Source organism: Pseudomonas sp. (assembly GCF_050739935.1).
Taxonomy (GTDB): Bacteria; Pseudomonadota; Gammaproteobacteria; order Pseudomonadales; family Pseudomonadaceae; genus Aquipseudomonas.
The window spans coordinates 1-14782 of sequence record NZ_JBOICF010000008.1 but is presented as its reverse complement, the minus strand read 5'-3'; the positions used below and the strand labels follow the sequence as shown (position 1 = coordinate 14782).

The following is a 14782-nucleotide window of genomic DNA, read 5'->3' as shown; positions in this document are numbered from 1 at the left end:
TTGCCGACGGCCAAAACGGCGACTGGACGCCGCATGACCTGCGCCGTACGGGCGCGACCATGATGCAGGCTTTGGGTGTCAGCCTGGACGTCATCGATCGCTGCCAAAACCATGTGCTGGCCGGCTCCCGAGTGAGGCGCCACTACCTGCATCACGACTATGCCGAGGAAAAGAAACACGCCTGGAACCTGTTGGGCGATCGACTCAGCGCCGTGCTGTCCTCCACCTACGAGCATCCGCCGGCAGAATCGATGATGTCTTTTCCTGCGTATACCGCGACTGGCTCTTTACCGCCTTCTAAAGTCGGCGTCTTTAGTGTTGAGTCCTCATAGTTGCGCAAACATCGCCGAGCACGTTCTTTAGCTTGATTTCAACTTCATGACCGGCAGAAATCGGCTGCGGCCCTTCGCGACAGGCAGAAATCGGCCGATTGTGTTGAAAAAGTCGACCCGGCCTGGCTACCCATGCATTGAGCGGTGAAAGCGCCTTTTTTGCACGCTGCCACGTCAAATCTGAGCCCTGGACCTTCTGCGCAAAACATAGATTTCAATCTCAGACGCGTACTTTTCTGCCGTGGAAACTGAAGCCGACTTTTTCAACACAATCGGCCAAAAGCAGTTATTCAGATCTATGTGTCTTGCACAAGCAATATTGGCTTTGTGCTTTACGCGAGTAGAACCTGGCCCCTGAAGGGCCGTACAGAACGGCAGCATTGATGCTGGCAAAGGCGCTGATCAACACACAGAGCAAGGTGATCAACTGCTGCAGATAACGAAACTACGACAAGCAATCAGGGGGCGTCTAGTAACGCCTGAGTTTTGATCTCCATGCTCATCTTCCGATCAGTTTGCTAGCCGATGAAGCTGTCGATCCTGTCCGCTTTCGAAAGCGCCGCCGGCGTGCAGCTAAGCTGAATGAAGCACCACTAACCATAGATCGGGATGCAGCCGCCTTACTGCGGGATGGACCGCTGTACAATGGACTCCTTGGGCTGGGAGGCGGCATTCGCGCTTAGGCCTTGAACAAGGAAGACGCCCCCTAGAATCATGGCGGCGCCTATCAGCTTCAAGAATGTGATGGGTTTCGAGGTAAGCCCCATCAAGCCGAAGTGGTCGATCAAAAGACCAATGAAAATCTGTCCGACGACGACCAGGATGATAAAGCCGCTGGCGCCCAGCTTTGGCGTTACAACGACTGCGCTACCGACATAGATCGCCCCCAGGATCCCCCCGATCCATAGCCACCAGGCGCCTCGCAAGGCGCGGCCGATATCCGGTGCCTGCACCTTGAGGATGAGCAGCGCAGCGATCACCACGATTGCGCTGATGACAAGGGAGATGAGGGCTGCCCAGAGCGGATGCCCCAAGGCGCGTCCAACTGCCGCGTTGGTGGTTGCCTGAAACGGCAGGACAGCACCGGCGACGAACGCCATGACCATGGGTAGAACGGTGAGAAAGAGCGATTTGCTCAACATTATCTGTGTCTCTTCAGGTTCAAGTCTGGAATGGCTGGCTGCAGGAACTGAGGGTAAGCGTTGTAAGCTCCGGGGAGGTTGCGCCGTCAGGACCGCTTATGAACGGCCCGCAAACCGAATGACCAACCGCGCCAAAAACGCCCCTGTAATGATTACCGCGAACAACCGCAAGGTCTGCATTGCCAGCACCAACCCGACGTCAGAGTGGGTGTCTACCGCAATGATCGCCATGGTATCCAGCCCGCCTGGGCTGGTGGCCAGATAAACCGAGAGGAAGTCCTTGTCGAGCAGCGCCGCCAGCAACCAGGCCGACAACGCACACAGCGTAATCATCAGTACCGCCCCCAGTATCATTGTCGGCAAACGTCGCCAGACGTAGTCGATGGTCGGGCGGTCAAAGCGCAGGCCAACGTAGCAACCGATCGCGCCATAAGCGGTTGCGAGCAGCCAGCTTGGCAGGGTGATGTGCAACAAGCCGCTCACTTGCAAGGCGCCGCCCAACAGTAACGGCATCAGCAGCGTACCGGCCGGTAGCCGATTACCCAGTGCGATCCCCGCCACAAGGGTGGCGAATGTGAGCCCCAGGTTCGGCAGGTTGAAGCTTTGCAATGCGGCGCTCGCGGCATGCACCTCGCTACCCCCGGTGGATGCCCCCAGCCAGCGGCTAACCAGCGCACCGATCATCACCACGCACACCACCCGTACATACTGCATGGTTGCGACCACCCGTGAATCGGCGCCGAATTCATCGGACATCGAAACCATCGCCGAGGCGGCCCCCGGTGCCGTGCCCCAGGCGGCGGTGCTGGCAGGGATACCGCCGACCCGCGCTAACACAAACCCGACCAGCGCACTGAAGCTGACCGTCAGCAGGGTTGCAAACAGTATCAACGGCCAGGACTGGACCAGCGAGACCAGCACCGCCAGGGTCATCGAATGAGCCGCGAGCATTCCTACGCAGCCCTGGCCCAGCTTGAAGGCATAGCGGTGCAAGCGAATGCTCGCACCGCAAACTCCGAACACAATGGCCACCAGCATTGGCCCCAGAAACTGCCCGGCGGGCACCTCCAGAAACCTCAACCACTGACCGCTGGCACCGGCCAGCAGTGATAGCGCTATCCATTGGGCCGGAGCGGAGTAAGGATGCAGAAAAAGCCGTGGTGAAGTGGACAAGTCTTTCGCTCCAATGCTGGTCACCCCGATTGCACTGGCATGCAGCCAACGCGAGACAATTATTGATAGCTTATTCGATCAAGTATATTTTCTAATATTGATGAATTAATAACTTTGGTTGATGGATATGGACCTGCGCGACCTCGCCTATTTTGAAATCATCGCCGAGTTGGGCCACCTGGGCCAGGCGGCGCAAAAGCTCAACCGCAGCCAACCGGCGCTGACCAAAAGCATTCAGCGGCTTGAGGAGTCGCTCGGTACGCGACTGTTCGAACGTGACGGCCGACGCATCAAACTCACCCCGGTTGGGGAGCTACTGAAGGTGCGCGGCAAACAGCTGCAGCAGAACATCGCTGAGACTCGACGTGAGGTGCGCGATTTTGCCAGCGGTGTGATGGGTAACATTCGCTTGGGCTGCAGCGCTTCCATGGCGGACCACCTGCTGCCACACCTGACCGCGACATTGCTTTCCCATGCGCCGGCAATCACCCTGAACCTGGTGATCGGTCAGGATGATTTCCTGCATGAGTCCCTTTGTTCCGGGCGGTTGGACATGATGATTTGCTCGAAGTATGAAACGGGTCCGTTACTGGAGTCTCATGCTTTGTTCGACGCTGAAGCGGTGGTGGTCGCCAGCCATAATCATCCGCTGTTCAATGCCCGATATCAGTTGCGTGACCTGTGTCAGTACCGCTGGGCGCTGCCGGCGACCACCGTTTCAGCCCGTCGCTGGATAGATAATGCGTTCCAGGAGCGCAACTTGCCCTTGCCCCAGGTGCAGATCGAGACCACCTCGATTTTTCTTCTGCCACGCTTGGTCGGTGCAACAAACCTGCTTTGCTTTCTACTTCGGGAAACACTTGAAGACGTCAAGGGCAGGACGAACCTTCGCGAGGTCATGCTCAAGGAAACCACGATGAAACGCACCATCGTCGTGTTCACTCGCAGGAACGCCTACCTGTCGCCGGCGGCGCAGATGCTGCTGGGTATTCTCAAAGTTGAAGGCGCACAGTTTTTCGATGGGAAGCAGGTTGTGTAGAGGCAGCCCCGGTTGCTGCACTCAGCATGGGGTGAGGTACAGCCTGCCTGACGTTGTTCACAGGTGTACGAAAAGCGTAACGTCAGGAGGCGAGGCAATCTGAAGATGCGTCAGAGCTGAGCGAAAAAAACAATTCAATTCCGACGGATTGGAGCACTGAGGCCGTTTCAACGGTTTGCGACACGGCACTAATCCGGACAAACAGTCTCGCCGCGCTCATTGATCATGCGTCCAACCTCCCGCGTTGACGGTACCCGATGTGAGGGGTTGATGGAATTCGCTTCTGCGTTTGCGAGATTCTCTATCACTGTCAATAAAACGTGTCGTGCTGTTTCGACGTCTTGCTCCTCGAGCCCGGCCACACTCACCTCGTTGACTTCCAGCGCCAGCGGAATCAAGACATCCTTCAGGCGCCGCCCTTCATCGGTGAGGAAGACGTGAACATTTTTCTTGTTATCCGGCATCTGCTGGCGGACGACGTAGCCCAGTTTTTCCATCGCCTTCACCGCAGCGAAAGTCGTAGGCTCCATCAGTCCAGCCTGAGTGCTGAGTTGTTTCTGGGTCAATCCGTCTGTCTCCCAGAGGATCCGCAAGAACGCCCAATGACCAAAGGATACGTCGTGTTCGGTCAACCGCATCTGCAGTGCTCTGACCAGAGCGCGAGTTGCATCCTTGACCAGGTGGGCCAGACGGTCATCAGGTACAACATCGTGCCAATGCCTGAGTATTTCCTGGGTTTCAGGTTGTTTGTGGCCTAAAGGCTTTCGTGCAGTCATATCAAGGTCCGATCTCATCACCTGCGTAAGCGATACTAAGCATAACGCGTTGCCTCAACACATGCGCCAGATCAAAAAATACTTAGAGAGCGTTCTTTTTTGATTGCGAGGGAAGAAAATTCGCCATATTCTCTTAGAGACCTAATAAAAAAGCACACCAAGCCCCCATCGCTTTGGTTGTGCTACAAAGTCCGAGGCGTGCACAATGACAACAACAGCAGTTACAGATGCCGTGCCCCATCTTCTCCAGCGCAGCCATGAACGCATCGAGAAGGTCTATAGAAAAGTCACGCTACGTTTGATGACCTTCATCTTCGTGGCCTGGGTTCTCAATTATCTGGATCGCGTGAACATCAGCTTCGCGCAGGTTTACCTGAAGCACGATTTGGGCATGAGCGATGCGGCCTACGGACTCGGCGTAAGCTTGTTTTTCATCGGCTACATCGCATTGGAAATACCCAGCACGCTTTACCTGCAAAAGATTGGTGCCCGGTTGACGATCACCCGGATCATGGTGCTGTGGGGCTTGATCTCAGCGTCCATGGCGTTCATGACAACGCCCACTCAGTTCTACATTGCCCGCGCCCTGTTGGGCGCTGCCGAAGCTGGCTTCTGGCCTGGAATCATTCTTTATCTGACTTATTGGTATCCAGGTGCCAGGCGTGCTCGCATCACCTCGCGCTTCTTGCTGGCCATCGCCGCGGCGGGAATCATCGGCGGCCCCCTGTCCGGTTGGATACTCACGCATTTCGTCGACGTTATGGGAATGAAAAACTGGCAGTGGATGTTCCTCCTGGAAGGTCTTCCTGCTGCTGTAATGGGTGTGATGGCCTACTTCTATCTGGTCGACAAACCCGAGCAGGCAAAGTGGCTCGACGACGAGGAAAAATCCATTATTCTCGACGCGCTGGCCGCTGACCGCGCAGGCAAGAAACCCGTTACCGATAAGCGTCATGCTGTGCTGGCTGCGCTGAAGGATCCGCGCGTATACGTCCTTGCTGCCGGTTGGGCCACCGTGCCGCTATGTGGCACGATCCTCAATTACTGGACGCCTACCATCATCCGGAACACCGGTATCCAGGATGTGCTGCAAGTCGGATTGCTTTCCACCGTGCCATACATCGTGGGGGCGATCGCCATGATTCTCATTGCGCGCAGTTCCGACATTCGTCTGGAGCGTCGCAAGCACTTCTTTTTCAGTATCGCCTTCGGTGCCTTGGGCGCCTGCCTGCTGCCTCACGTTGTGGACTCGGCCATTATTTCAATTACTTGCCTGGCCATGATTGCGGTGTCGTACTTTGGTGCCGCAGCGATCATCTGGTCGATTCCTCCCGCCTATCTTAATGATGAGTCCGCCGCAGGGGGGATTTCGGCGATCAGTTCTCTTGGTCAGATCGGAGCGTTCTGTGCGCCCATCGGACTGGGCTGGATCAACACAGTCACCGGCAGCCTCGCAATCGGACTGACGACAATCGGGGTACTGGTCCTGGCGGGTGGTCTGGCGGTTCTGATTGCGGTGCCAGCTAACGCCTTGAGCGAAAAGCCACTTACCGACGAATAGGATCGAGCAGTCTGATTGGCCGAATCACGCCTAAAAAACGTTAGATATCTACGCAACTCTCCGTTCGCGGGCGTGTTCAGCCCGCGACCGGATGTCATGAGGAAACAGCGATGAGTAGTTCCGAACAGCTCGATGATGGGTTCACAGGCCTCACGGTGACCGCCAAAACCGAAATTGCCCAAGGCATTTTCCGCTTCGAATTGGCCCACCCGCAGGGAATGCTTCTACCCGCGTTTACGGCCGGAGCGCACCTCAGGGTAAAGGTGCCCAACGGAAGCATCCGCAATTACTCATTGAGCAACGACCCGCAAGAGCGTGAGCGTTATGTCATTGCGGTCAAGCGTGACACCAACGGACGAGGCGGTTCGATGAGCATGGCCGATGATATCGAGGTAGGCGACTTACTACCGGTGGCAACACCGCAAAATGAGTTCGAACTGACCGGGAATGCCCGACAGTTCATCTTCGTCGCCGGAGGCATCGGTATTACCCCGGTCCTGTCGATGATGCGTCACCTGAAGGCCAGCACCGACATCCCCTTCAAACTTTACTACTGCACCCGTAATCCGGAACTCACCGCCTTCAGGGATGAGCTGCTGGGCGCCGAATTTGTTAACTCGGTAGTCATTCACCACGACTTCGGCAATCGGGCAGACGCCTACGATTTCTGGCCTGTTTTCGACAAACCGAGTAGCGGTGCGCATGTGTACTGCTGTGGCCCCCGGCCATTGATGGACAGCGTGCTGGACATGACGGGGCACTGGCCACCCGGCTCCATACATTTTGAAAGCTTCGGCGTCGACCAGAGTCGCTTCGCCGAAAACCGGCCTTTTTCGGTGACCCTTGGCCGGAGTGGAGTCGACCTCGAAATTCCCGCCGACCGCTCGATTCTGGAGGTTCTGCGTGACAACGGTATCCGGGCGCCAAGTTCTTGTGAGAGCGGCACCTGCGGCTCTTGCCGTACCCGTCTGATCGAAGGTGACGTCGAGCATCGCGACATGGTGCTGCGTGAGGACGAACAGCACGATCAGATCATGATTTGCGTTTCCCGAGCCAGAAATGACGCGCTGGTACTCGACCTCTAGGCGAGACCTTTTTTACAAACGATTAGTTGAACGCTGGAGATATTACATGTTGACCCCAGAAGAGAACCTGCTGCTCTGCCGCGTCGAAGGCGACGCACCGATGGGCCAGATGATGCGCCGTCACTGGACGCCAGTGTGCTTGATCGAAGAAGTCAGCGAGCCCGACGGCACGCCTGTCAGGGCCCGTCTGTTCGGCGAGGACCTGGTCGTGTTTCGCGACACCGATGGTCGCGTGGGAGTCATGGACGAGTACTGCCCGCATCGCCGCGTGTCGCTGATCTACGGCCGCAATGAAAACTCGGGCTTACGCTGCCTGTATCACGGCTGGAAAATGGACGTGGACGGTAATGTGGTGGAAATGGTTTCCGAGCCTGCCGCCAGCAACATGTGCCAGAAGGTCAAGCACACGGCCTACAAAACCCGCGAATGGAGCGGTTTCGTCTGGGCCTACATGGGGCCACAGGACGCAATTCCCGAGTTTGTACCCCCGGCCTGGGCACCTCATGAGCATGTTCGAGTGAGCATCGCCAAGGCAATCATTCCCTGCAACTGGGCGCAGATCCTGGAAGGCGCCATCGACTCGGCACACAGCTCAAGCCTGCACTCATCCGACTTCGTTCCAGCCCGGGTCGGGGGGGCAGAAGCCACCTCGAAAAACTGGCTAAGACCGTCCACGGACAAAGCGCCGCGCATGCAAGTCGAGCGTACCAGCTATGGCTTCCGCTATGCCGCTCTGCGCCGTCCTATCCAGAATGCCGCCACCAGCGAGTACGTACGCTCTACTGTGTTCGTAGCCCCGGCCACCGCACTGATCCCACCGAATAACTTGTACAACGTTGCGAATATCAACGTACCCATCGACGACACCCACACAGCCTTCTATTTCATGGCCTGGGGAAATCCCGATAACACTCCGGAAACAGAGACCTGGCGAAAGTTTCTCGGCCAGCAAGTCGGCATCGATCTGGACGACAGCTACCGACCGCTACGCAACGACGGGAACCGTTTTTTCCAGGACCGTGAAGCCATGAAAAACGGCAACTTTACGGGCATCAAGGGTTTCCCCAATCAGGATATTGCCATGTGGGTGACCATGGGGCCCATCGCCGATCGCTCCGATGAGCGCTTGGGCGCCAGTGACTTAGCAGTGGTGGAGTTCCGCCGGGTCATGCTGGATGCCTTGGCAGCATTTCAGGCGGGTGAATCCGCTATTGGTACAGGTGAGAAAGCGATCCCTTCCAGAATCTGCTCGTTCCAGGCGATCGTGTCCAAAGATATCGACTGGCGTGATTATCAAGCTCGTTACGTATGGGCCTTAGATGATGCCAACATAGTCGCAGAGCCTGATTACGAGGTTCATACGTGATGACCAGCCATGCTGAATCCACGGCTCGGCTGCGTCTGGGAGTGGTCGGTCTGGGCCGGGCATTCACCCTTATGCTGCCTACCTTCCTGGCCGATCGCCGCGTCCAGTTGGTGGGCGCCTGTGATCCTCGTGAACAAGCTCGCAGGCAATTCGAACGGGATTTCGATGCTCCCGCATACGAGGCTATCGAAGACCTGGCAGCCGACAGCAATGTCGACGCCTTATACATTGCCAGCCCGCATCAGTTTCACGCCGAACACACCCGTATAGCTGCGGCTAACCGCAAACACGTGCTGGTCGAAAAGCCCATGGCGCTGTCATTGGACGAGTGTGACCGGATGATCGCCGATTGCGCCAATGCTGGCGTGAAACTGATCGTTGGGCATTGCCACAGCTTCGATACCCCCTATCTGCGTACCCGGGAGCTGATCGGTAGCGGCAAGTTTGGTGCGGTCAAAATGATTCAAGCGCTGAACTACACCGACTACCTGCAGCGTCCTCGCCGCCCGGAAGAGCTCTCGACCGCTGAAGGCGGCGGAGCAGTATTCAGCCAGGCCGCCCATCAAGTAGACGTGGTCCGTTTGCTGGCTGGCAGTCGCGCTACCCGTGTTCGCGCGGCAGTGGGTAACTGGGACCCCGCGCGACCTACTGAAGGTGCCTACACAGCCACTCTATGGTTCGAGAATGGAGCGTTCGCCTCCATTACCTACAACGGCTACGGACACTTCGACTCCGACGAGTGGATGGACTGGGTTGGGGAAATGGGCAAGCCCAAAAATCCCGAAGCTTACGGCGGCGCACGTCGGTTATTGCAGCAGGTGCAATCGGCGGATGAGGAGGCGCGGCTCAAAGCTGAGGGCACTTATGGTGGCACACGCTACGTCAGCCCCTCTACTGCCGACGACGCGACGGCCTTCCAGCATTTCGGCCCGATTATTGTGTCGTGTGAGGGTGGCGACCTTAAGCCCATGGCGGATGCTGTCATGATCTACGGGCCGGATAGCCGTGATCGACTGGTGCTTGAGCGGCCAACGGTGCCGCGTTCCGAAGTCATAGACGAACTGTATCTGGCGCAGTTCTACGGGGTCGCACCGTTGCATGACGGCGAATGGGCTCGTGACACTTTAGAGATCTGCCTCGCCATGCTGCGATCCAGCGAAGAACAACGCGACATCACACTGGGTGTGAATGTTGAAGACACTCAATCCTGCGAGAACCCATCATGAACAAGTTGAACTTATCTATTGCTGTGGGCAACTACGATCGTATCCGACCATTGGTGGACGGCGAAGTACAGATCGATGGGGTCGACCCGATCTTTATGCTGCAAGATCCCGAAGAGATCTTCTTTCGCGCATTTCGCCATGCTGACTACGACATCTGCGAGTTATCGTTGAGCAGCTACAGCGTTAAAACCGCAGCGGGCACCAGTCCCTATATTGCTGTCCCGGTCTTCCCGTCCCGCGCGTTTCGCCACACCTCGATCTACATCCGCAATGATCGCGGAATCGAGATCGCGGCAGACCTCAAGGGCAAACGCATCGGTGTGCCGGAGTACCAGTTGACGGCGAACGTATGGGTTCGGCTGTTCCTGGAAGAAGACCATGGTTTGAAAGCGTCTGACGTCACCTGGATCCGTGGTGGGTATGAAGAGACCGGGCGTCTGGAGAAAATTGTTCTGAAACTACCGGCGGATGTAATCGTCGAGAACGCACCGGAGACGGAAACGCTTTCTGGCATGCTCGCCTCTGGTGAACTGGATGCCGTGATCGGCCCACGAGCACCTTCGTGTTTCACCCAAGGCCATCCCAAGGTCAGCTATCTCTATCGTGATCCTCAGGGAGCGGCCTCGGACTGGTATCGCCGCACTCAGCTATTCCCGATCATGCACGTACTGGGGATCCGGCGCACGTTGGCCGAGCAGCACCCTTGGTTACCCGGGGCCGTAGCCAAAGCATTCGAGAAATCCAAGTCCGTAGCGCTGCACAAATTGAGCGACACCTCCGCTACCAAGGTAACGCTACCGTTTATCGAGGATCAGTTAAGAGCGGCCCGCCAGTTGCTCGGTGAAGACTTCTGGTCCTATGGTTTCGAAGCAAACCGACATGTACTCAGCCGCTTCCTGGAACGCCACCACGCCGAAGGCCTGTCGTCACGCTTGCTTCAGCCTGAGGAGCTGTTCCATCCAGCTTCGTTGGAGAGTTTCAAGATTTAACGGAAGTCATGGCGAAGGTTTACCCCTCGAACAAAAGTTAGAGGGCATTTAGTGTACTGAGCATGGTAATGAAGTTTGTGGCTGCCCCTATCGTTCGGTTAGATGGCGGCCACAACTTTTTTGCACGTTGAGTATGTTGGCGATCGCCATGTCCGCAAACGCACGTATATATAAGGCCAGGTGAAAACATACGTGCATGCGGAATGTCCAAGAAGGCTGGCTAGCTACAAAATTAAATAGGCTTGGCGAACGCCTGTGAATAATAAAAATAAGGAAGGGTGACAATGAATAAAAAAACACGCAAGACGCTGGTGCCTGGTCTGCTTATCGCATTGCCCTTCGCCCCATCTTTTGCGGCGGCGGATCTCTTGAAAGACAGCAAAGGCAATCTTGAGCTAAAAAATTTCTACTTCAATCGCGACTTCAGAGACTCGACGGCCACTGATTCCAAGCGAGAGGAGTGGGCTCAGGGTTTCATCGTTAATCTCCAGTCCGGTTTTACCGACGGACCTGTTGGTTTTGGATTGGACGCGCTTGGCATGTTGGGCCTGAAACTTGATTCCAGCCCTGGTCGATCAGGTACAGGACTTCTATCTCGTGACAGTGATCGACGGGCCTATGATGAATACTCGAAGCTTGAGTTGACGGCGAAGGCTAAATTCGCTCAGAGCGAATTAAGGTTTGGCGGGTTGAATCCTGTTCTCCCCTTGCTGGCGTCAAACAATACACGGCTGTTGCCACAAGTTTTTAACGGCGTGCAACTGTCATCAAAGGATATCAAGTCGTTGACTGCGACTCTTGGTCAGGTCGACTCCGTCAAGCAGCGTGACTCAACCGACGCTGAAGATCTGTCTGCCAGTTCTCAACTAGGTGGCTACTCCTCTGCCATCACCAGTGACCACTACACATATGCGGGATTTGACTATCAACTGCTTCCTTCCCTCAATGTGGCGTATCAGTACAGCGACTTGGAGAACTTGTTCCGGCGGGACTACGTCGGTTTAAAATTCAATAAGCCCTTGTCCAAAGGTCGCGTGTTTGCAGAAGTCAGATACTTTGAAGGTCAAGAAAGTGGCAAAAAACTACTGGGGAAAGTGGACAACCGGACGATCAGCGGCAATGCGGGCTATTCGGCCATGGGACACACTTTAAGTACGGGTTATCAAGCGGCGTCCGGCGCGACTGCATACCCGTATGTAAATGGTACGGACACCTATCTGTTTGGTGAAATGCCGGTGAGCAAATTCGCTCTTGCAAATGAAGACGTCTGGTATGCCGGATATTCGTATGACTTTGCCGCCCTCGGTTTGCGTGGTCTGACATGGAATCTGCGTTATGCGAAAGGAGAAAACGTCGATCCCGCGAATATTAAAACTATGAAGGCAAAGGCGCTCAGGGCGGAAGGTTCCGACGGTGAGGAGTGGGAAAGAAGCTCTGATATCACTTACGTAGTCCAAAGTGGTGCGTTTAAAAATGTTTCATTCCGATGGAGGAATGCAATCAATCGCTCCACTTATTCAGATGGGGCCGATGAGAACCGACTCATAATTGGGTATGTCTATAACTTTTGATTGATAGCCGTGCTCAGGTGCAATGCTCGTCTGGATTCTACGCTTAGGCATGGCGAACTGATATTTCGTTATTTATTAATTCAGGTGGGCTGGAATGCAAAATATAGAACTGACGGGCTTGGGTTCCGAGATCGATGAAAACGTACGCAGGGCATTATTGGAGGATATCGGAAGTGGTGACATCTCCGCGCAGCTTGTGCCGTCCGCTCGCTTGGCCAGTGCAAAAATCATTACTAGAGAACCTTGCATCATCAGTGGTGTGTCGTGGGTGGAGGCCGTCTTCCGCCAACTGGATCCGCTTGTCATCCTCAAGTGGAATGTTAAGGATGGAGAGCGCGCGGAACCAGATCAAACCGTATTACATTTAGATGGCCCTGCTCGCTCTTTATTGACCGGCGAGCGAACCGCGTTGAACTACTTACAATTTCTTTCGGGCGTCGCGACACAATGCCGGCGGCTAGCTGATAAAGTTTCGCATACCCAAGTAAAGTTGCTCGACACTCGAAAGACTATCCCTGGCCTTCGGCTCGCACAAAAATACGCAGTCACATGCGGTGGTTGCCATAATCATCGCATTGGTCTCTACGACGCCTTCCTCATCAAAGAAAATCATATTTGCAGCTTGCGGTGGTATTCTCGAAGCTATCAACGCTGCCCGCCTCATTGCGCCAGGTAGATCAATAGAGATCGAAGTGGAAAGCCTAAGCGAAATGCAAGAAGCATTGAAAGGCGGAGCAGATTTAATCATGTTCGACGAACTGAGCCTGGCTGACATGCGTGAAGGCGTTCGACTCAACAACGGACAGGCGCGGCTTGAGGCCAGCGGCGGAATCAACGAAAGTACACTGGTAGCTATCGCAGAAACAGGGGTTGACTATATATCGATTGGCGCGCTAACTAAAAATATAAAAGCCATAGACTTATCTATGCGCTTGAGTATTTGAAGTATCAGGCTGTACAACTTAAACACCCCAGCAACGTGGATGCCCGGGACGTTTCGCAGTAAATCGTGCTGAATACTGTGGAATTTTCAATTCCGCCAAACGATTGCAACACGTTAATCAGAACGCCCGCAATACTTGAGCGTGTTTGTGAAAATAGTACACCGCATTTAATTGAAGTGACAGTTATTTAAACTGCTCCATGTTGATTTAAAGGCGCCCGGTATAATTTACCAAGCGCCTTTATTGTTAATAATAACTTTCAATATGAGATTGCCCGCTCACCTAGCTAATCTGGACTAACATTTAGTCAATATATCTCACTGTGTTGCCGCTGACCGCCAAAGATGCCGCCCGAATCCTCCGGGAGGATGGCAATCTGGCCGGTCGAATTTCGGTGCGTAAGGACGGCGTGTCGGTCGGTTTTTTCTATCGGTATCGGTGGGGCGAGCAGAACAAAGAGTACGCCTGCGGGTCCTGGCCACGCAAATCCCTGACGGACATCCGCAAGGCTCGTAACCAGGCCCGAGCGCTCATTGATGAGCAGATCAATCCCAACGAACACAAGAAAACCGCCAAGGCACAGGCGCATGCCGTGACGAACGCAAAAGCCGCACAGGAAAAGTCAACGAAGGTGCAAACACTGACCGTCCAGGATCTGGCCAAGGCCTGGCTGTTGGATGGCGTGGCGCGTAAAGACGGCAATGCCGAACTACAACGCCGTTTTAACAAGGACCTATTCCGGCACTTGGTAAGACAGCGGTGAACAGTGTGTTCCGAACACGATATTCGGGCACTGATCCGCACCGTGGTCAACCGCGGCGCTCACCGACAAGCCATCAGTTTCTTCGCCGACCTCACCCAGATGTTCAGCTGGGCCAGAAAGCGCCAACCTTGGCGGGCGTTACTGGTCGAGGGCGATCCGACGGAACTGGTCGACATCTCCCCACTGATCCCTGCCGACTACGAAGCGGAAAGAAGTCGCATCCTTTCCCCGGCTGAGCTGTTGGAATTGCACAAGCGCTTCCAGCAAATGACCGCCGATTACAACGCCCTCCCCGGGGGCCAAAAGTACGACGGCATTCGACCGCTAAAGAAGGAAACGCAGCTCGCGCTCTGGATCAGCCTGGGCACGCTGTGCCGGATTGGCGAATTGCTGCAGGCCGAATGGAAAAATGTCGATCTGGACCGGCAGACCTGGTTCCTCCCCAGCGAAAACGTCAAAGGCACCCGGGGCAAGAAACAGGACCACCATGTCTTCCTCTCGTCCTTCGCCCTGCATTTCTTTCAGGAACTCAAGACCCTGACGGGAGATTCACAGTGGTGCTTTCCCAACAAGCAGGATGAAGGGCATGTGGACGTGAAAGTGGTGAGCAAGCAGGTCGGCGATCGCCAGGCTCGCTTTAAAAACCGCAAGGCCCTCTCCAGACGGCGTCACGACGACACCCTGGTGCTTGCCGACGGCCAAAACGGCGACTGGACGCCGCATGACCTGCGCCGTACGGGCGCGACCATGATGCAGGCTTTGGGTGTCAGCCTGGACGTCATCGATCGCTGCCAAAACCATGTGCTGGCCGGCTC

Annotated in this window: 10 protein-coding genes and 3 pseudogenes; 10 read left to right on the top strand and 3 right to left on the bottom strand. The window is 55.4% G+C overall.

All coding sequences use genetic code 11. The features are described from left to right. Nucleotides 1-332: pseudogene (locus tag ACRER8_RS00645) on the top strand (site-specific integrase); the annotation flags it as partial. A 620-nt stretch (nt 333-952) separates the two neighbouring features. Here ACRER8_RS00645 and ACRER8_RS00640 read toward each other — a convergent pair. After that, nucleotides 953-1474, bottom strand: a complete 522-nt coding sequence (locus ACRER8_RS00640) for a DMT family transporter (RefSeq protein ID WP_431744444.1) — start codon at nt 1472-1474, stop codon at nt 953-955. Nucleotides 1475-1570: 96 nt separating this feature from the next. Beyond that, nucleotides 1571-2647, bottom strand: a complete 1077-nt coding sequence (locus ACRER8_RS00635; protein ID WP_431744443.1) for an AbrB family transcriptional regulator — start codon at nt 2645-2647, stop codon at nt 1571-1573. Between the two features lie 127 nt (nt 2648-2774). On the opposite strand from ACRER8_RS00635, the gene ACRER8_RS00630 reads away from it, so the two are divergent. Beyond that, nucleotides 2775-3686 (top strand): LysR family transcriptional regulator, encoded by a 912-nt coding sequence (locus tag ACRER8_RS00630; protein ID WP_431744442.1) that lies wholly within the window; start codon nt 2775-2777, stop codon nt 3684-3686. A gap of 188 nt (nt 3687-3874) precedes the next feature. On the opposite strand, the gene ACRER8_RS00625 is transcribed toward ACRER8_RS00630, so the two are convergent. Continuing rightward, nucleotides 3875-4462 (bottom strand): MarR family winged helix-turn-helix transcriptional regulator, encoded by a 588-nt coding sequence (locus ACRER8_RS00625; protein ID WP_138761929.1) that lies wholly within the window; start codon nt 4460-4462, stop codon nt 3875-3877. Between the two features lie 205 nt (nt 4463-4667). On the opposite strand from ACRER8_RS00625, the gene ACRER8_RS00620 reads away from it, so the two are divergent. From ACRER8_RS00620 to ACRER8_RS00585, 8 genes and pseudogenes are all read left to right on the top strand, one after another. Next, complete coding sequence (locus tag ACRER8_RS00620; protein WP_431744441.1) at nt 4668-6023, top strand: MFS transporter; 1356 nt, start codon at nt 4668-4670, stop codon at nt 6021-6023. Nucleotides 6024-6133: 110 nt separating this feature from the next. Beyond that, a complete protein-coding gene (locus tag ACRER8_RS00615; protein ID WP_138761931.1) occupies nt 6134-7108 on the top strand; it encodes a PDR/VanB family oxidoreductase in 975 nt (324 codons plus the stop codon). Nucleotides 7109-7154: 46 nt separating this feature from the next. Then, nucleotides 7155-8474: a Rieske 2Fe-2S domain-containing protein gene (locus ACRER8_RS00610; protein ID WP_138761932.1), complete on the top strand. Its 1320-nt coding sequence runs from the start codon at nt 7155-7157 to the stop codon at nt 8472-8474. Continuing rightward, the gene (locus ACRER8_RS00605) at nt 8474-9700 is read left to right on the top strand and encodes a Gfo/Idh/MocA family protein (protein ID WP_431744440.1); all 1227 of its coding nucleotides are present in this window, start codon (nt 8474-8476) and stop codon (nt 9698-9700) included. Before ACRER8_RS00610 ends, ACRER8_RS00605 begins: the two co-directional genes overlap by 1 nt. After that, on the top strand, nt 9697-10689 hold the full coding sequence (locus ACRER8_RS00600; protein WP_431744439.1) for an ABC transporter substrate-binding protein: 993 nt from the start codon (nt 9697-9699) through the stop codon (nt 10687-10689). The genes ACRER8_RS00605 and ACRER8_RS00600 overlap by 4 nt, the downstream gene beginning before the upstream one ends. Before the next feature lie 284 nt (nt 10690-10973). Then, a complete protein-coding gene (locus ACRER8_RS00595; RefSeq protein WP_431744438.1) occupies nt 10974-12260 on the top strand; it encodes an OprD family porin in 1287 nt (428 codons plus the stop codon). 94 nt (nt 12261-12354) lie between these two features. Continuing rightward, a pseudogene (gene nadC / locus ACRER8_RS00590) lies at nt 12355-13204 on the top strand (carboxylating nicotinate-nucleotide diphosphorylase). Between the two features lie 310 nt (nt 13205-13514). Then, nucleotides 13515-14782, top strand: a pseudogene (locus ACRER8_RS00585) (tyrosine-type recombinase/integrase); the annotation flags it as partial.

Excerpts from the sequence above, each read along its gene's own strand:
- ACRER8_RS00640 (WP_431744444.1), bottom strand. The coding sequence starts at position 1,474 with ATGTTGAGCAAATCGCTCTTTCTCACCGTTCTACCCATGGTCATGGCG.
- ACRER8_RS00630 (WP_431744442.1), top strand. The coding sequence starts at position 2,775 with ATGGACCTGCGCGACCTCGCCTATTTTGAAATCATCGCCGAGTTGGGC.
- ACRER8_RS00625 (WP_138761929.1), bottom strand. The coding sequence starts at position 4,462 with ATGACTGCACGAAAGCCTTTAGGCCACAAACAACCTGAAACCCAGGAA.
- ACRER8_RS00620 (WP_431744441.1), top strand. The coding sequence starts at position 4,668 with ATGACAACAACAGCAGTTACAGATGCCGTGCCCCATCTTCTCCAGCGC.
- ACRER8_RS00615 (WP_138761931.1), top strand. The coding sequence starts at position 6,134 with ATGAGTAGTTCCGAACAGCTCGATGATGGGTTCACAGGCCTCACGGTG.
- ACRER8_RS00610 (WP_138761932.1), top strand. The coding sequence starts at position 7,155 with ATGTTGACCCCAGAAGAGAACCTGCTGCTCTGCCGCGTCGAAGGCGAC.
- ACRER8_RS00605 (WP_431744440.1), top strand. The coding sequence starts at position 8,474 with ATGACCAGCCATGCTGAATCCACGGCTCGGCTGCGTCTGGGAGTGGTC.
- ACRER8_RS00600 (WP_431744439.1), top strand. The coding sequence starts at position 9,697 with ATGAACAAGTTGAACTTATCTATTGCTGTGGGCAACTACGATCGTATC.
- ACRER8_RS00595 (WP_431744438.1), top strand. The coding sequence starts at position 10,974 with ATGAATAAAAAAACACGCAAGACGCTGGTGCCTGGTCTGCTTATCGCA.